Below are 17636 nucleotides of genomic sequence, written 5' to 3'. Positions count from 1 at the left end.
ACACCCGCGGCCCGCCGGTCAGTCGAAGTAGTGCGGGACGTCGATGGCGCCGCCCTGGGCGGCGAACTCCGCGTGCACGCTCTCGCGCAGGGCGTCGTCGGCCAGGTAGTCCAGCGCCGTGGCCGCCAGCCCCGCCGCACCGTCGACGGCGGCCCGCACCGCCGCGGGCCCACCGGCGGCCTCGGCGAACTCCACGGTGTGCAGGGCGACGTCCGGGCCGGCGACCTGGATCAGCGGGTGGATGCCCGGGATGCGGAAGCTGACGTTGCCGAAGTCCGTCGACGCCGCGAGCGTCTCGGAGACGACCCCGCCGGGCAGCACGTCGCGGCCACGCCGCTGCTGCGCCGCGACCCACCGCCGCGTGAGCGCCTGGTTGGTGCGCACGGGCAGCGACGGGTGCGCGCCGTCGTCCCAGGCGATGTCGACCTCCGTGCCCGTCATCAGCGCCGCACCCCGGGCGACGTCGTCCAGGCGCCGTGACAGGTCGCGCAGCGTGTCCGGGTACTTCGAGCGGGCGTACAGCCGCATGACGGCCCGGTCGGGGATGATGCTGGGCCGGGTCCCGCCCTCGGCGATCGTCGCGTGCACGCGGTCGATGGGCGGCAGCTCCTGGCGCAGCAGACCGATCCCCGTGTAGGCCAGGTTCGCGGCGTCGAGCGCGTTGCGCCCCATGAAGGGCTGCGCCGAGGCGTGCGCGCTGCGGCCGGTGAACGTCCAGGTCAGCAGCCGGCGGCCCAGCCACACCTGGTCGGCCACGTCGACGCCGTAGGGGTGCAGCATGATCGCGGCGTCCAGGTCCTCGAAGGCCCCGGCCCGGGCGAGCACCTCCTTGCCGCTGTGCCCCTCCTCGGCCGGGGTCCCCAGCAGGACCACGCGGCCGGCCGGCGCGCCGGGCGCCGACACGGCCCGGCGCAGGGCCAGGAACGCGCCGACCGCGGAGGCGGCGATGACGTTGTGCCCGCACGCGTGCCCGATGCCGGGCAGGGCGTCGTACTCGGCCAGCACCGCGATCGTCGGCCCGTCGTCGGTGCCCGCCTCGGCGCGGAACGCCGTCTCCACCCCGCCCGTACCGGTGCGGGCCTCGACGCCGTGCCGGGCCAGGACCTCGACCAGCAGCCGTGCGCTGGCGTGCTCGGCGAACGCGGTCTCCGGGTGCGCGTGCAGGGTCCGGACGATCGTGGCGAGCTCCGGCTCCAGGTCCGCCGCGGCGGCCTCGGCGGCCTCGATCAGCGCCGCGGGCGCTCCCCCGCCCGACGGCTCGGCGGGCTGGGCGGCCAGGGCGGCGTGGCGTCGGTCGTCGGTCTCGTCGGCGATGTGGTCCAGGTAGGCCGTGCTCGGCGGGTTCGGCGCTGGCATGCGGCCATCGTACGGAGGCCGCCGCCGGACGCGAGCCGCTACGCGCTGAGCCCGCCCTCCTGGGCGGCGTGCAGGGCGGCGTACCGTCCGCCGCGCGCCAGCAGCTCGGCGTGCGGCCCCACCTCGACGATGCGCCCGTGGTCGAGCACGACGATGCGGTCGGCCTGGCGCACCGTGGACAGCCGGTGCGCCACCACCAGCGTGGTGCGGTCGGCCATCAGCCGGTCCAGCGCGTCGCGCACGGAGACCTCCGACTCCGGGTCGAGCGCGCTGGTGGCCTCGTCCAGGAACAGGATGTTCGGGTCGCGCACGATCGCCCGGGCGATCGCCAGCCGCTGGCGCTGACCGCCGGAGATGCGGGCACCGCGCTGGCCCACGACCGTGTCCCAGCCCTGCGGCAGCGCGTCGACGAACTCCAGGGCGTTGGCGCCGCGCAGCGCGGCGCGGATGCGCTCGTCGTCGGCCTCGTCGAGCCCGTAGGCGACGTTGTCGCGGATCGACCCCTCGAACAGCACCGACTCCTGGGGCACGACCGAGACGTGGCGGCGCACGGTGCGCAGGTCGAGCTCGGACATGTCCTGACCGTCCAGCCGGATGCGGCCGGCGGTGGGACGGACGAAGCCGAGCACGAGGTTGAGCAGGGTCGACTTGCCCGATCCGGAGGGCCCGACGAAGGCGACGGTCTCGCCCGGGCGGATCTCGAGGTCGATGCCGCTGAGCGCGTCGGTCTCGGACTCGGGGTACCGGTGCGAGACGTGGTCGAGCTGCAGCAGGCCCTCCACCCGGTCGACCGGGCGGCGCCCCTCGTTCTCCTCCAGGTCGGGCTCGGCCAGCACCTCGGCGATGGAGCGCATGGACTCCACGCCGCGGGCCGTGACGGGCACGAGGTTGAGGACCTGGGTCAGCCCCTGGGTGAGCAGCGTGAAGTAGGTCGACAGCACGACGACCTCGCCGGGGGTGATGGGGATGACGCCCGACAGCGACACCGCGGCGGCCAGCACGAGGCAGAACACGCCGAGGAACTGCATGGACACCCACGACATGGACTGCATGCGCCCGTTGAGCAGGTCCAGGTTGAGCCCGGCGCGCCGCACGTAGTCCGCGCCCGTGGCCACCCGGGTGGCGGCCGTCTGCTCCAGCCCGTGGGCACGGGTCACCGGGATCAGCGAGGCCATCTCGCCCACGCGGGAGGCGAACCCCTCCATCTCGCGGCGGAACTGCTCGTTGCGGGCCTGGGAGCGACGGGCCATGGTGCGTCGGATGAGCAGCGCGGTCGGGATGACCAGGGCGTAGACCGGCAGGAACTCGGGCACCCGGATCGCGGTCATCGAGACGGCACCGACGAGCACCATGAGCGCCGACAGCAGCGGGTGGGTGACCTGCTGCAGCATGATCTCGACGTTCTCCACGTCGCGCACGACCTTGGACTGGACCAGCGCGGCGCTCGAGCGCGCGTAGTACCCGATCGAGAGCACCTGGAGCCGCTGGACCAGCGCGTTGCGCAGCCGCACGCCGGTGTCGCGCACCACGGTCATGAACTTGCGCGTGTACAGGATGTGGTGCGGGTAGTTCTGGGCGAGCAGCACCACGGCGACGGCGAACCAGATCATCACCGAGCCGACGGGGCCGTCCTCGGCGACGATGTCGATGACGGCACCGGTGATGACCGGCAGGAACCAGAGCGGGATCTCCTTGAGCGTGAAGGCGTACAGCGCCAGCGCCAGCTTGCCCGGCTGGGCCGTCAGCAGGCGCAGGATCGAGCGGACCGGGTGGGCGCCGTCGATGCGCTCCAGGTCGGACGTGTGGGTAAGGGCTTTCCGTCGCACACGGTCGATCGTATCGATTCACTCGCCATCGTGTCGGCCCGTCCCACGACCGGGACGGCACTCCCCCGTCGTCCGCCGTGCTGCAGGATGGTGCCATGTCCCGTCGCATCGGACTCAAGCTCACCCAGGACGCCCCGGTCGCCGACTTCGAGCAGGTGTGGCGCACCGCCGACGACGCGGGCTTCGACCACGTGTGGGTGATGGACCACCTCGCCTCCCTCGGGCCCGACCCGGCGCGACCCGTGTTCGACGCCTGGGCGATGCAGGCGGCCATGGCCGCCCTGACCACCCGGGTCCGCATCGGGTGCATGGTCTCGGGCAACTCCTACCGCCACCCCGGGATGCTCGCCAAGCTGGCGACCACGGTCGACCACCTCTCGGGCGGCCGGCTCGAGCTCGGCATCGGTGCCGGCTGGAACGAGCGCGAGCACTCGATGTACGGGCTCGACCTGGGCGACGTGCGCACCCGCATGGACCGTCTCGAGGAGGCGCTGGTCGTCCTGCGGTCGCTGTGGACGCAGCCGACCACCACCTTCCACGGCGAGCACTACCGGCTCACCGACGCCGTCGCCGAGCCCAAGCCCGTGCAGCGTCCGCACCCGCCGATCTGGATCGGCGGGTCGGGCCCCCGCCGCACCCTGCGCATGGTCGCGCGGTACGCCGACGCCTGGAACGACACCTCCAGCAGCCCCGAGCGGATCAGGGAGCTCGGCGACGTCCTGGCCCGCCACTGCGAGGACGTCGGCCGCGACCCCGCCGAGATCCGCCGCACGGTCCAGCTCCGGCTGCGCGAGCACGACGTCGCCGACCTGCCCGCGCTCGTGGGGGCCTACGCCGCGGTCGGCGTGAGCGAGTTCGTCGTCGTGCTCCCCAGCGAGGGGGACGTACGCCCGCACCTCGACGCCGTGGTCGACGCCTTGCCGCGCCTGCGTTCGGCGGGCTGACCCGGGACGCCTACTCGTGCACCGAGGCGGCGACCAGCCACGCCGTCAGCAGCACGACGACCACCATGAAGCCGGTCTCGTGCCCCGCGCCGCGCTGGAGCAGGCTGCCCGCCTTGTGCGCCCGGCGCGCGCCGTGCCCGGGTGCCTGCAGCATGGGCACGACCCGGAAGTGCTGGTAGGCGCCGATCGCGGCGACCACGGCCACCACCGCGACCTTGGCCAGCAGGAACAGCCCCCAGCTGGTCTCCCAGAGCTGGGACGGTCGGTCGAGGATCTCCACGGTCAGGGCCACGCCCGCGATCCCGACCACGACGACGGACCCGGTCGCCAGCACCGAGAAGCGGCTGCCCAGCAGCCCCGCGTCCAGGGGACGGGCGTCGCGCCGTCGTCGGCGCAGCACGACACCGACCATCACGACCCCGCCGACCCAGGCCCCGGCGGCCAGCAGGTGCGTGACGTCGGTGGTGATGACGAGCCAGTGCGGACCGACGCTGTTGCTGTGCCCGTCGAGCACGATGCCCGCGCCGAGCAGGAGCGTGCCGACGACGGCGAGCCACGACCCGGCCAACGTCCGTCGCGCGCCGAGCAGCACCGCCAGGGCGCCGGCGCCCTGCAGCGCCAGCACCAGCCCGGTGTCGCCGGTCAGGGCGTCGCCGAGCGCCGACGGGTCGACGGCGGCGCCGACGTCCCCCTGGGCCACCACGACCGACCGGGCGGCCAGGCGCAGGGGAACCCCGACGAGCGCGAGGACGCCGACCCAGCGCACCGCGGTGAGCACCGCGGGCACGTCCTCCCGGTCCCGGCCCCGCAGGACGAGGGCCGCGAACAGCAGCCCGCCGCCGGCGACCAGCGCGCCCCACAGCACCGCGGCCCCCGCGAGGCGGGCGACGACGGCGGCGAAGTCGGCCGCGTCCTCCTCGGCGGCCGCGGTGTCCGCGGCGACCGTGTCGTCGGGGACGGGTGCCGCCGTCCCCGCGGGCGAGGCCTCGTCGTCGGCGGCGGCGCCGTCGTCCGACACGTCCGGCGCGGCGCCGGCGACCGTGAACGCCACGGTGCCGTCCAGGGGGTGCCCGTCCTCGGCGGCCACGTTCCAGTCGAGGGTGTACTCGCCGTCGGTCAGCGGCTCCGCGGGCGTGGCGAGCAGCACCACGCCGTCGTCCTGCGGGGTGACCTCGACGGGCACGGCCCCGTCCGGGCCCGTGACCTCGACGGCCTCGCCCAACGGCGTGACCGGCAGGGTGAACGTCAGGACCATCTCCTCGACCGGTCCGTCGGAGGTGGAGCCGTCGGCCGGCTCGGCGGTGTCCAGGTCGGTGTGCGCCTGGGCGGGACCGGCGCCGACGAGCAGGAGCAGCAGGGCGAGCAGGAACCCGCCGGTGATCGCGCGGGCCCGGGGAGCGGCGGCTGCGGTGGGGTGGTCGGGTCGGCCGCGCGCGGCCGGGGGCAGGGCGAGGGCGGCGTCGAGCGCCGCCGCGGTGGTACGGGCGGTCATGGGTTCCTTCGGCGGGATCGTTCCGGGGGCCGGCATCGCCGGCTGCTGGCACGGGGGCGGGTCGTCGAGGACGACCGCCCGCTCACGTGCGCGAGATCCCGAGCGCCAGGAGGTCGGGCGGGGCGATCCTCCGCGTGGTGGCGACCAGCGCGGCGACGACCCGGAGCCGCGTCGTGCCCGCCGACGGTGCGGGCGACGGCGTGGACCGCCAGCGCAGCACGACGAGCGCCAGCAGGGTGGCGGCGGCCAGGAGCGTGCAGGCGACCAGCGTCCCGTGGTCGTGGTCCCCGGCGGGGCTCCGGTGGGTGTGGGCCGCGCCGCCGTCCGCGACGAGGTCGTCGTGCGCGGCGGACGCGTGGACCACGCCGGCGTTCGACCCGTGCAGATGTCCTGCCGACGCCGCGGAGGCCGAGGGCTGGTGGGAGACGACGAGCAGCACCAGCGCAGCGGTCAGCACGGCCACGCCCGCGCACAGCATCAGCGCGCGCAGCAGGGGCCGGCGCTCCACCGGTGCCGTGCTCGTCATGCTGCGATCCTACGTGCCGCCGATCGTCAGGCCGAGGGTGATCCCCAGCACGAGGCTCGTCGCGGCCGCGACGTGCACCGTCACCACCGCCGGACGGCGGACGACCCCGACGCGCGGCCGGGTGGACGTCACCGACCGGAACGCCGGGGCGATCCAGCGCAGGTAGTAGAACAGGCTGGCCACCGAGTTGGCGGCGGCCAGCACCACGAGCCAGGCGTACCCGCCGTCCGCCGCGGTGGTGAAGGCGGCCAGCTTGCCCACGAACACCGCCGTCGGTGGCGTGCCGACGAGTCCGAGCAGACACACCACCAGGCTGACCACGAGCCACGGCCGCCCTGCGACCCCGGCCGCCCAGCCGACCGGCGAGGTGCGACGGGGCACGGCGGCCACCGCGGCGAAGGCACCGATGTTGGTCACCGCGTAGGCGGCCAGGTAGACGTGCAGGGCCGGGGCGGCGAGCTCGACCGTGCCGGCGACCGTGACGATCATCAGCAGGTACCCGACCTGGCTGATCGTGGAGTAGGCCAGCAGACGTTGCAGCGAGGTCTGCCAGAAGGCGGCCAGGTTCCCCAGCGTCATGCTCGCCCCGGCCACGAGGGCGACCGCGAGCGTCAGGCCGGGCGGTACCTGGGCGAACGGTTCGGCCAGGAGCCGGAACGCGGCCGCGAGCGCCCCGACCTTCGGCACGGTGGAGATCAGGGCGGCCACGGCCGGGCTCGCGCCGTCGACGGCGTCGGGCACCCAGAAGTGCACCGGCACCGCGCCGGCCTTGAACAGCACGGCGGCGAGCAGACCGAGCGCGGCGAGCGCACCGAGCGCCGGGGCGGCGTCCGGCAGCGTCGCGGCAGCGTCCGCGTAGCCGGTCCGGCCGGTGGCGAGCACGAGGGCGGTCACGCCGACGAGCAGCACCACGCCGACCAGGGCGCTGAGCAGGTAGTACTTCAGCGCCGCCTCGGTGCCGCGGGCGTCCTTTCGGAACGCCGTCAGCGTGTAGGCCGGCACGCTCGCCAGCAGGTAGGCGGCCACGAGCAGCAGGGCGTCGCTGGTCGCGGCGAGGGCGTCGGCGCCGACCGCCACGAGCAGCGCGAGCACGTAGGCCTCGCTCTCGCGCGGGTGACCGGCGAGCTCGGTGCGCAGCAGGACCACCACGGCGAGGGTCGCGGCGGCCACCGCCAGACGGACGACGCCGGTGGTGGTGTCCACGGTCCAGGTCCCGGCGAACACCGTCCGGGCGGGGCCGGCCAGCGCGACCGCGGCGGCGCCTGCGCTGGCCAGGCATCCGGCGACGGCGACGACGGCGACCCGGCGCTGGGCGGCCTGCGGCGTCCACAGCCCGAGCAGCAGTCCCCCGACGGCCGCGACGAGCAGCAGGCCCTCGGGCAGCAGTCCGGCCAGGTCCTCCCCCGTCATCGGCGCCTCACCGGGCCACCAGGGCGACCAGGCCGTCCGCGGCCGGCCCGACGACGTCGACGAGCAGCCAGGGCAGCAGGCCCACGGCGACGCTCAGCGCCAGCAGCGGGACGACGGCGACCCGTTCGGTGGTGGTCACGTCCCCCACCGCCGTCGCGTCGAGGCCCTCGGGCACCCGCAGGTCGCCGGTCAGCAGCCGTTGCAGCGCCCGCAGGAACAGCCCGGCGGTGAGCAGGATGCCCACGACGGCGATCGTCACGGCCACGGGCACCGCGGCCAGCGACCCGGCGAAGATCTGGAACTCGGCGACGAATCCCGACAGGCCGGGCAGCCCGAGCGACCCGAAGGCGGCCACGGACAGCAGCACGGCGAACCCGGGCACCGCCCGGCCCAGCCCTGCCCAGCGGGCGAACGCGTAGCTGCCTCCGCGGTTCCACAGCACGCCGGCGACGAGGAACAGCGCTCCGGTGAGCAGTCCGTGGCTGACCATCTGGACCACGGCCCCGGTCGCGGCCACCCCGGCGGCGCCCGCGGCGTCGGCGGCCTCGACGTCCTCGCGTGCGAGCACCCCGACGGCGCCGAGGCCCAGCAGGACGTAGCCCATGTGGTTGACCGAGGTGTAGGCGATCATCCGCTTGAGGTCGTCCTGGGCCAGCGCCACCAGGGCGCCCCAGAGCACGCTGACGACCCCGACGACGACGATCCACGTGCCCCAGCGCTGCCACGCCTCGGGCAGGGTCGGCATGACGATGCGCACGAACCCGAAGGTGCCCAGCTTCAGCAGCACGCCCGCCAGCACCGCGGAGCCCTCGGCCGGGGCGTCGGTGTGGGCGGGCGGCAGCCAGGTGTGGAAGGGGAACAGCGGCGTCTTGACGGCCAGCCCGACGAAGAGGGCCAGCAGCACCCAGGAGGCGGTGGCGTCCTGCCCGGCCCACGGCGGGTCCTCGACGAGGCGCACGATGTCGAACGTGCGCGGCTCGCTGCCGAGGAACAGGCCGATGAAGCCGAGCAGCAGCGCGAGCGAACCGAGGAACGTGTACAGGAAGAACGTCAGGGCGCTGCGACGGCGGTCGCCGTGGCCCCAGCCGGCGATGACGAAGTACATCGCCACGATGGACAGGTCGAAGAACAGGAAGAACAGGATCAGGTCCAGCGCGGCGAACGTGCCCAGGCAGGTCGTCTGCAGCAGCAGGAACAGTGCGGCGTGGCTGCGCGGCCGCGGCGTGCCGCGCAGCGACCACACCGCGCAGCACCAGAACAGCACGGCCGTCAGGGCCAGCAGCGGCAGCGACAGCCCGTCCACCCCGACGTGGTAGGACGCGTCGACGGTCGGGATCCAGCGCACCTTGACGTCGTACTGGACGCCGCCGGCGGCGTCGAAGCCCCACCAGATCCACGCCACGAGCGCGACGACGCCCGAGGACGTCGCCACCCACGCCCAGGACGCGACGCGGTCGGGGACGCGTGCCGCGACGAGGACGAGCCCGGCGAGCGCCGGGAGGAGGACGAGGACGGTCAGGAGCACGAGGTCACCTCACGAGGATCAGCAGGACGAGCAGCGCACCGAGGCCGGCGGCCACCTGCGCGTAGTACTGGTGCAGCAGGCCGGTCTGGGGACGGCGGGCCGCGCGACCGGCGCGACCCGTGCCGGTCGCGACGTCGCGCACGAGCCCGTCGACGCCGCGCACGTCGACCATCGCCGCGTGCCGGGCGCTCGTCACGGCGAGGCCGGCGACACCGTGCACGCCCCGGTCGATCCCGCCGTCGGCCGTCCCGGCGCCCCGGGCCGCTGCCAGGGCCCCGGTCGGCACGGACCTGACGGCGCGGTCCAGCCCGGCGTCGGCGCGGTCGACCGCACCGGCCAGCCGTACGGCCGCTCTGCCGGCCACCGCGAGCAGGGCGGGCAGGGACCACCAGTCCCGCAGGGGCACTCGTTCGGTCGCCCGGGCCAGGCCCGGGCGCCACAGCACGACGGCGGCGACGAGCACGGCGAGGCCGCCCGAGATCGCCAGTGCCGTGGGTGTCGGGGCCGCGCCGGGCGCGGCGTCCAGCACCCGGGCGACGGCGTCGCGGACCCCGGGCAGGGCCAGGACGCCGAGCCCGACGGCAGCGGTGGCGAGGGTCAGCGCGGCGGCGACGGCCGGCACCGGTGCCGGGGACCCGTCGCCGGTGCCGGACGCCGGTGCGAGCACGACGGCGACGATCTTCGCGGCATAGGCGGCAGACAGCGCGCCGGCGGCCAGCAGCACGACGTGCAGCACGGCGCCGCCGGGCAGGTGCGCCTGCTCCACGCCGTGCAGGACCTCGTCCTTGGTCACCCACAACGACAGCGGCGGGATCCCGGCCAGCGCGGCGGCCGCGGCGACGACCGCGGCACCCACGACCGGGTAGCGACGGCCCGCGCCGCGCAGCCCGCCGAGCGCCCGCGTCCCCAGCGCCCCGAGCCAGACGCCGGCCGCGACGAACAGCCCGGCCTTGACGGCGGCGTGCGCGACCAGGTGCTCGGCGCCACCGAGCAGGCCTGCGCCCGCACCGGCAGCGTGCGCCCCCGCAGCCGCGACGACGAACCCCATCTGGGCGGCGGTGCTCGCCGCCAGGAGCTGCTTGAGGTCGCTCTGGGCCACGGCGGCCAGGCCGAGCACCAGGGCGGTGGCGGCCCCGGTCCACACCACCACCGTCGCCGCCCCCGCCATCAGGTCCGGCCCGACGCGCAGCAGCAGGTAGCCACCGGCGGCGACCATCGTGGCCGAGTGCAGCAGGGCGGACACCGGGCTCGGCCCCTGCATCGCCGCGGACAGCCAGCCGGACAGCGGCAGCTGGGCCGACTTGCCCAGCGCCGCGACCACCACACCGGTCGTGGCCACCGCGGTCCACGGCTCGGGCAGGCCGCCCAGCCCGGAAAGGTGCAGGCCCCCGCTGCCCGCCAGGACGGCGCCCGCCGCGACGTACAGCCCGAGGTCGGCGGCCCGGGTCGTGAGCAGCGCCGTGGTGCCGGCCGCGGTCCGGCCGGCCAGCCGCCAGCGGAACCCGATGAGCGCGTAGGAGGTCGCCCCCATGACCTCCCAGCCGAGCAGGAGCGCGGGGAAGGTCGTGGCGGTGACGGTGAGCTGCATGGCGGCGACGAACAGCAGCCAGAAGCCGAAGAACCGGGCGCGGGAGGTGCGGACCTCGTGGTCGACCGCGGCGTGCACCGTCACCACCAGTGCGACGGCGGCGACGGTGACGACCAGCAGGGCCGACAGGCCGTCGACGGCCAGCGCGAGGTCCGCGCCGTCGGCGACCGCGGCGGCGCCGCGGCCCAGGAACGGCACCGTGACGACGGGACGTCCGACGGCGGCCACGACCGCGAGCGCCAGCCCGACGGCGCCGAGGCCGAGCGCCAGGGGCGCACCGACGCGGTCCAGCCGGTGTCGCCCGAGCAGCAGCACCGCACCGCCCGCGGCGGGCAGCAGCACGAGGAGCAGCAGGGCGGCGCTCATCCGGCGAGGTCCTCGGCGGCGTCGACGGTGTCGACCTGGCGGGCGCGGTAGATCGCCAGGGCGACGGCGAAACCCATCGCCATCTCCACGGCCATCACGACGGTGGCCATCAGCACCAGGACCTGTGCGCCGGGCAGCTGCGGCGTCAGGAAGGCCCAGGCGGCCCCCGCGGCCAGCAGCACGCCGTTGACCACGAGCTCGAGGCCCATCATCACCATGACGATCGACTGCTGGGACAGCGCCCCGAACAGCCCGGTGCCCACCAGGGCGGCGGCGACGGTCAGCACGACCTGCAGGGTCAGCTCGGTCATCGGGGCAGCCCTCCCCGCACGGGGTCGTCGGGCTCGCGCCGGTCCAGGTCGGGCCCGAACCGGTCGTAGCGCCCGCGGTGCGTGGCCAGCGCGATGGCCGCCACGATCGTCGCGAGCAGCACGACGCCGACCACGATCATCACGAGCATGTAGTCGCCCATGATCGCCTCGCCGACCTGGACGGTGGCGTCGTCCGGTTGTGGGCCGGGCCGGTCCGGCCAGTCGGTCGTCCACACACCGACGGTCAGCAGGACGAACACCGCGCCGCCCACGATTGCGGACCCGGTGGCGTTGTGCACCATGGTCATGGGCATCAGACCGGCCGGGTTCATCATGAGCATGATCATGAACACGGCCATGATCGCCATCTCGATGGTCATCATCAGGACGGTCAGCAGGCCGAGGTAGGCCAGGTCCATGACCAGCAGCGCCGCGCCGGTCGCGAGGAACGAGGCGAGCAGCGAGAACGTGGCCCGGGCCATGGAGTCGACGACGAACACCAGCACCCCGGTGCACACGGCGACGGCCCCGAGGGCGGCGAGGACCAGCAGCTCCGTCATCGGTAGAAACCTCCCAGCACGAGCACCGCGGCCACCGCGGACTGCAGGATCGTCGCGGGCAGCAGGACCACCCAGGCGACGTCGGCGAACCGTTCGGGTCGCACGACCGGCCAGCGTCGCCCCACCCCGACCAGCAGGGCCATCACCGCCAGGGTCTTGAGCGCGTACCACACCGGACCCGGCAGCACGGGTCCGTCCTCGCCGCCGAGGAACCAGGCGGCCGCCGTGGCGGCCGCGACCCCGAGGAGCACGGCGCGACCCACCTGCACCAGCAGCCGGTCGACGCCCGAGACCTCGGCGAGCACGCCGCCGGCGACGTCGGCGCCCGCCGGCGCCGCGAAGGGGCCCCAGAAGGCGAACGCCGCCGCCCCGAGCAGGAACACCACGAAGGCCACCGGCATGGTCCACACGAACCAGGCACCGCCGGCCTGGGCGGCGACCACGTCGGTGGCCCGCAGCGACCCGGCACCGACCCCGACGGTGATGATCGCGAACATCAGCGGCAGCTCGTAGGCGAGGCCCTGGGCGAGGAAGCGGTAGGCGCCGACCAGGGGGTGCGCCGCGTTCGGCCCCCAGCCCAGCAGCCAGACGGCGGCCCACAGCAGCGCCTCGGCGGCGTTGAACCACACCAGGTCCGCCGACGTCGAGACCACGCTGCGGCCCCCGAACGGCAGCACCGCCGCCGAGAGCAGCGCGAGCACGGGGATCGCCAGGACCGCCACCGTGCGCAGCAGCCGGTCGGGGGCGAGCGTCGTGCGTCGACGCTCGAGCAGCAGCCGGGCGACGTCGCGGACCGGGGTCACCGCGCGCTCGGCCGATCGGCCCTCGGACGCCGGTGCGCGGCGGGCCACGGCGTCCATCGCGGCGAGCACGACACCGAGCAGCACGGCGACGCCCGCGACGGCGAGCCCGACGCCGGGTGACGTCCAGGTCGTCTCGGTCATGGGTGCTCCCCTGGTGCCACGTCGACGCAGGCCACGGCGAGGCGCGCCGCGGCGAGCTCGGCGCCCTCGAGGGACGCGGCCACGCTGCCGGGGGCGACCGGTGCCGGCGGTCGCGCGCCGTCGAGCACGTCGCACCAGGTGTGCAGGCGGTCCAGCACGTCACCGCCCCCGGGGGCCGGCAGGCCACGCACCGACCAGGCCAGCGTGCGCGACCGGCGCAGGTCACGAACCACCCGGCCCGCCTGCTGCGTCGCGTCCGGGTGCTGCTGCACGACGGCGTCACGGGCGTGCCGGGCGCGGTCGAGCAGCCGTTCGGGTCCGGTCAGGGTCAGGACGCGGCACACGGCGTCCAGGGCCCGCACCGCTCCGCCCGGCAGTGGACGGGCACCGGCGTCGGCCCAGCGCACGTGCACCCCGGTCAGGACGTCACCCTGCATCGAGGCCTGCACGACCAGTCCGTCGGGGGCCCCGGGCATCCAGGGACCGAGCGTCAGGGACAGCACCTCGAGCTCGAGGCCGTCGCGGTCCGGCGCCGAGGACGCCATGGGCAGGCCCGCCACCATCATGGCGCCGTGACCGCCGTGACCCCCGTGACCCCCGTGACCCCCGTGACCCTCGTGACCGCCGTGACCCCCGTGACCGCCGTGACCCCCGTGATCACCATGGCCCTCGTGAACCTCGTGAACCTCGTGACCCTCGTGACCCTCGTGACCCTCGTGGTCGCCCTCCTCGTCGGGTCCGCGCCCGAGCCAGGGATCCCCGTCCGGTCCGGAGGCCCGGGCGCGTTGCGTCCCCCACGCCTGCAGGGACTCCGCGGCAACGTCCAGGGCGCCACCGACGTCGTTCGCGGCCGGGAGCCGGACGCAGGACCGGGGCGCCGGGACCTGGGACCAGAGCACGTCGACGGCCGCCGTCAGCTCGGGACCGGGATTCCCGGCCACGACGAGGAGATCGGCGTCGGCCGGCGAGCTCGCCGTCGACCAGCCGCCCCGCAGCAGTGCGGACTCCACGTCGCGCCCGACCCCGTCCCCGTCCGGGGCGACGACCAGCAGCACGCGCGGACGTGCCAGGGCGAAGCGGACCAGACGCCGTCTCAGACCCACCGCAGCGCTCCCTCGCGCCAGGCGTACAGGACCCCCACCAGCAGCACCGCGAGGAACGCGAACATCTCCACGACCGAGGTCGCGCCCATCTGCGCGATCACGACGGCCCACGGGTACATGAAGATCATCTCCATGTCGAAGGCGAGGAACAGCAGGCTCACGGCGTACCAGCGGACGTGGAACCGCGACACGGCGTGCTGCGCGGGGAGCGTCCCGGACTCGAACGGCAGGCCGAGGGCCGGCGTGCGAGCGACGGCCAGGGCGGTGGCGGCCCCCCGCAGACCCAGCACGAGCAGCGCGATCCCCAGCACGAGCCCGACCGCGGCCATCAGCGTCCGTCCCTCCCGTCGTCCGGTGGTCCTGCCGTGGGCCCATGGTGACGAGGATCGGTGCGGTCAGCATCTCGGGCGCCCGGGGCCGGCGACCGCGGACGTAGGCTCGGAGCATGGCCACGGCACCGACCCGGCTCGTCCTGCTGCCCGGCTGGGCCGAGACGGGCGGGGTGTTCGCCCGGCTCCTGCCCCGGCTGCCCGCGACGGTCGCGGCCGAGGTGGTCGAGCTCGCCGACCCGACGATCACGGACTGGTCGGTCCGCGCCCTCGCGGCGCGCGTCGCCGACCCGCAGGACCGGTCCCGGCCGACGGCGGCACGCACCGTCGTGCTCGGGACGTCCAGCGGTGGCTACGTGGCCCAGCAGCTCGCCGTCGACCGCCCGGACCTGCTCGACGGACTCGTCCTGGTCGGCTCACCCGTGGACCTGCGGAGCAGACCGCCGTTCGCCGACGACGTCGAGCGGCTCACCGACCCCGTCGATCCCGCATGGGTGCTGGAGTCGCTGGCCTGGTTCGGCACAGGCTCCACGATCCCCGCGGACTTCCTCGCCGCCCGGGCTGCGGAGTCGGCAGCCCTGGGCGCCCGCGTGTGGCGCGACTCGCTGCACGGCCTGGTCGACTCCGAACCGCCGCTGTCCACGGGCAGGATCGAGGTGCCCACGCTGGTCGTGGGCGGGGCGCAGGACGAGCTCGTCGGCCCGAGTCACGAGCGACTCCTGGCGGCCCTCCCCCGGGCCCGCGGGACGGTGTACGCGCGCACGGGTCACCTCGTGCTCTGGGAGCGCCCGGACCGGGTCGCGGCCGACGTCGTCGACTTCCTCGACGACGTCGGCCGCGACGCGTGATCCCTGGTCAGGCGGAGGCGTCGGTGAGCCGGTCGACCTCGCCCGGTGTGAGCTCGAGCGTCATCGAGGTCAGCAGCGCGTCGAGCTGGTCGGTGCGGCGCGCGCTGGCGATCGGGGCCACGACGGTCGGCTGCGCGCGCAGCCAGGCCAGCGCCACGGACGCGAGGGGCGCGTCGTGCGCGGCGGCGACCTCGTCGAGGGCGTCCAGCACCCGGCGGCCGCGGTCGTCGAGGTAGCGCGCCGCACCCTGCGCCCGCGGACTGTCGGGCGCGACCCCGTCGCGGTAGGTGCCGGTGAGGAAGCCGGAGGCCAGCGCGTAGTACGGCAGCACGCCCAGGCCGTGCCGCAGCGCGGCGCCCCGGACGGCCTCCTCGAAGCCCCGCTCGACGAGGTTGTAGTGCGGCTGCAGGGCGACCGGGCGGTGCAGCCCGTCGGCCTCGACCGCGGCGAACCACTCGTCGATCCGCTCGGCGCTGTAGTTCGAGATCCCGATCTCGCGGACCAGGCCGTCGTCGACGAGGCGGGAGAACGCGGCAGCGGTCTCCGCCACCGGGGTGTCGGCGTCGTCGAAGTGCGCGTAGTACAGGTCGATGCGGTCGGTGCCCAGACGCCGCAGGGACGCCTCGGCCGCGGCGCGGACGTTCGCCGCGGACAGCCCGGGGTACTCGGGGTGCTGGGAGACCTTGGTGGCGATCTGCACGTCGTCACGGCGCCCGCCGCGCGCGAGCCAGCGCCCGACGGTCGTCTCGCTCTCGCCCCCGGAATTGCCGGGGACCCAGGCCGAGTAGACGTCGGCGGAGTCGATCATCCGCCCGCCGGCCGCCACGAAGGCGTCCAGCACGGAGAAGGAGGCGTCGTCGTCGGCCGTCCAGCCGAAGACGTTCCCGCCGAGCGCCAGGGGCGCCGCGGACAGGTCGAGGGAACCGAGCTGTGCTGAGATCGTCGACTGCGTCATACGGGCGACAATCGAGACAGGGCCGGTGGCATTCCCGGCCCGGCGGCACCGGACAGGAGGCGAGGACGGGATGACCCAGGAGACCACGACGGCGTCCGGCGCGGGGTCGCGCGACAGCGCGGTACGCGTCGTGCAGGCGCCGGCGGGTCGCTTCTCGGCCCGCGTCGGCGCCGACGTGCTGCACGCCGGCGGGATCCGCTACGCCCGAGCCGCACGCTTCGACGCGCCCGTGGACGAGCCACCGGCTCCGGGCACCGTCGACGCGACCGGCTTCTCGCCGTCGTGCCCGCAGAATCCCGACCCGGCCGGGCTGGACGTCTTCGGCCCGGGCTCCGCGCGACCGCTGCCACCGTCCGAGGACTGCCTGCGGCTGACCGTCACCGCACCCGTCGACGCCTCCCCGGGCGAGAACCTGCCCGTCGTGGTCTGGATCCACGGCGGGTCGTACGTGTCCGGCGCCGGGGACGCGATCAGCTACGACCCGACCCTGCTGGTGCGCGAGCAACGCGTCGTCGTGGTCGCCGTGACGTACCGGCTCGGCGTGCTGGGGTTCCTCGGCGACGCGGAGCGTCCGGCGAACCTCGGTCTGCTGGACATGCTGGCCGCGCTGCGCTGGGTGTCGCGCAACGTGGCCGCGTTCGGGGGCGACCCCGGGCGCGTGACGGCGATGGGCGAGTCCGCGGGCGCGGACGCGATCGCGCACCTGATGGTCGCCGACGGCGCGGCGGGGCTCTTCCGGCGGGCGATCGTGCAGAGCCCGCCGCTCGGGATCTCCCGCCACCGCGCGGCCATGGCGGCGACCCTGGCCGCCGAGGTGCGCACGGTCCGCGACGACGCACCCCTGGAGGACCTGCTCGCCGCCCAGCACCGCGCCGCGCGTCGCGTGCTGCCCCGCTACGGGCTGCGCGCGGCGATGCCGTTCGGCGCGCAGTACGGGTTCGCTCCCCTGCCGCCGGAGGACCACCTGGCCTCCGCCTGGTCGCGGGTCGCCCCGCAGGTCGAGGTCCTGGCGGGGACCAACGCCCGCGAGGCCGCGCTGTTCGTCGACGGGGCCCTGCCCCGGCCGCTCGTCCCGGGCCTGGGCCGCGGGCTGCGCGAGGCGGCGGTGCACGAGCTGACCCGGACGGTGTACGGCCGCGCGGTGGACCGGTTCGTCCAGCGCCACCGCCGCGCCGGGGGCAGGGCGGCGCGGTACACCTACCTCGGCGGCGACGCGCACCACCCGCTCCGGGCGGCGCACGCCACCGAGCTGCCGCTGCTGCTCGGCGACCCCGACGGCTGGCGCGGGGTGCCGGTGGTGGCGGGCCGCTCCGACGCGGAGCTCCTCGACACCGGGCGGACGCTGCGTGCCGCCTGGGCCGAGTTCGCCCGCTCGGGCCGTCCTCCCACCGACGTCCCCGCGCTGCTGCGCGTCGACTGACTGTGAGGATCGCGTTCGCAGCCTGATGGTGCTGGGCTGTGGATCGGTGGTCTTGAGCGTGACCCTTCGACTGACTGGTCTCGTGCCTTTCACACGACTTGTCCGCTCGAGGCTGCCGGCCCCGGCCCGGTCG

At 75.3% G+C, this 17636-nt stretch carries 16 protein-coding genes; 3 read left to right on the top strand and 13 right to left on the bottom strand.

The window, feature by feature from the left end; genetic code table 11:
• Positions 1 to 18 precede the first annotated feature (18 nt).
• Positions 19 to 1356, bottom strand: a complete 1338-nt coding sequence (locus V5O49_RS00640) for a M20 family metallopeptidase (protein WP_332900528.1) — start codon at positions 1354 to 1356, stop codon at positions 19 to 21.
• A gap of 38 nt (positions 1357 to 1394) precedes the next feature.
• Entirely contained in the window at positions 1395 to 3182 is a 1788-nt protein-coding gene (locus tag V5O49_RS00635) for an ABC transporter ATP-binding protein (protein WP_332900527.1), read from the bottom strand.
• Positions 3183 to 3277: 95 nt separating this feature from the next.
• On the opposite strand from V5O49_RS00635, the gene V5O49_RS00630 reads away from it, so the two are divergent.
• The gene (locus tag V5O49_RS00630; RefSeq protein ID WP_332900526.1) at positions 3278 to 4126 is read left to right on the top strand and encodes an LLM class F420-dependent oxidoreductase; all 849 of its coding nucleotides are present in this window, start codon (positions 3278 to 3280) and stop codon (positions 4124 to 4126) included.
• A 10-nt stretch (positions 4127 to 4136) separates the two neighbouring features.
• On the opposite strand, the gene V5O49_RS00625 is transcribed toward V5O49_RS00630, so the two are convergent.
• From V5O49_RS00625 to V5O49_RS00580, 10 genes are all read right to left on the bottom strand, one after another.
• Positions 4137 to 5618: a copper resistance CopC/CopD family protein gene (locus V5O49_RS00625; protein WP_332900525.1), complete on the bottom strand. Its 1482-nt coding sequence runs from the start codon at positions 5616 to 5618 to the stop codon at positions 4137 to 4139.
• An 82-nt stretch (positions 5619 to 5700) separates the two neighbouring features.
• Positions 5701 to 6144 (bottom strand): hypothetical protein, encoded by a 444-nt coding sequence (locus V5O49_RS00620; RefSeq protein ID WP_332900524.1) that lies wholly within the window; start codon positions 6142 to 6144, stop codon positions 5701 to 5703.
• A gap of 9 nt (positions 6145 to 6153) precedes the next feature.
• Entirely contained in the window at positions 6154 to 7554 is a 1401-nt protein-coding gene (locus V5O49_RS00615; protein ID WP_332900523.1) for an NADH-quinone oxidoreductase subunit N, read from the bottom strand.
• A gap of 7 nt (positions 7555 to 7561) precedes the next feature.
• Positions 7562 to 9079: a complex I subunit 4 family protein gene (locus V5O49_RS00610; protein ID WP_332900522.1), complete on the bottom strand. Its 1518-nt coding sequence runs from the start codon at positions 9077 to 9079 to the stop codon at positions 7562 to 7564.
• A 4-nt stretch (positions 9080 to 9083) separates the two neighbouring features.
• The gene (locus V5O49_RS00605) at positions 9084 to 11033 is read right to left on the bottom strand and encodes a proton-conducting transporter transmembrane domain-containing protein (protein ID WP_332900521.1); all 1950 of its coding nucleotides are present in this window, start codon (positions 11031 to 11033) and stop codon (positions 9084 to 9086) included.
• On the bottom strand, positions 11030 to 11344 hold the full coding sequence (locus tag V5O49_RS00600) for an NADH-quinone oxidoreductase subunit NuoK (protein ID WP_278237376.1): 315 nt from the start codon (positions 11342 to 11344) through the stop codon (positions 11030 to 11032). Before V5O49_RS00600 ends, V5O49_RS00605 begins: the two co-directional genes overlap by 4 nt.
• Positions 11341 to 11904, bottom strand: a complete 564-nt coding sequence (locus V5O49_RS00595) for an NADH-quinone oxidoreductase subunit J family protein (protein WP_332900520.1) — start codon at positions 11902 to 11904, stop codon at positions 11341 to 11343. Before V5O49_RS00595 ends, V5O49_RS00600 begins: the two co-directional genes overlap by 4 nt.
• Entirely contained in the window at positions 11901 to 12848 is a 948-nt protein-coding gene (locus V5O49_RS00590) for an NADH-quinone oxidoreductase subunit H (RefSeq protein ID WP_332900519.1), read from the bottom strand. Before V5O49_RS00590 ends, V5O49_RS00595 begins: the two co-directional genes overlap by 4 nt.
• Positions 12845 to 13951, bottom strand: coding sequence for a hypothetical protein (locus V5O49_RS00585; protein WP_332900518.1), 1107 nt, complete (start codon positions 13949 to 13951; stop codon positions 12845 to 12847). Before V5O49_RS00585 ends, V5O49_RS00590 begins: the two co-directional genes overlap by 4 nt.
• A complete protein-coding gene (locus V5O49_RS00580) occupies positions 13942 to 14280 on the bottom strand; it encodes an NADH-quinone oxidoreductase subunit A (protein WP_332900517.1) in 339 nt (112 codons plus the stop codon). Before V5O49_RS00580 ends, V5O49_RS00585 begins: the two co-directional genes overlap by 10 nt.
• 116 nt (positions 14281 to 14396) lie before the next feature.
• Between V5O49_RS00580 and V5O49_RS00575 the strand changes: the two genes are divergently transcribed.
• On the top strand, positions 14397 to 15128 hold the full coding sequence (locus tag V5O49_RS00575) for an alpha/beta fold hydrolase (RefSeq protein ID WP_332900516.1): 732 nt from the start codon (positions 14397 to 14399) through the stop codon (positions 15126 to 15128).
• Between the two features lie 7 nt (positions 15129 to 15135).
• Here V5O49_RS00575 and V5O49_RS00570 read toward each other — a convergent pair whose 3' ends face one another.
• Positions 15136 to 16083, bottom strand: coding sequence for an aldo/keto reductase (locus V5O49_RS00570; protein ID WP_332900515.1), 948 nt, complete (start codon positions 16081 to 16083; stop codon positions 15136 to 15138).
• 70 nt (positions 16084 to 16153) lie between these two features.
• Here V5O49_RS00570 and V5O49_RS00565 point away from each other — a divergent pair, with 70 nt between their 5' ends.
• Positions 16154 to 17503, top strand: a complete 1350-nt coding sequence (locus V5O49_RS00565; protein ID WP_332900514.1) for a carboxylesterase family protein — start codon at positions 16154 to 16156, stop codon at positions 17501 to 17503.
• Positions 17504 to 17636 lie beyond the last annotated feature (133 nt).

Source organism: Isoptericola haloaureus (assembly GCF_036689775.1).
GTDB classification, from domain to species: domain Bacteria; phylum Actinomycetota; class Actinomycetes; order Actinomycetales; family Cellulomonadaceae; genus Isoptericola; species Isoptericola haloaureus.
This window is presented reverse-complemented; position numbering and strand designations above follow the sequence as displayed.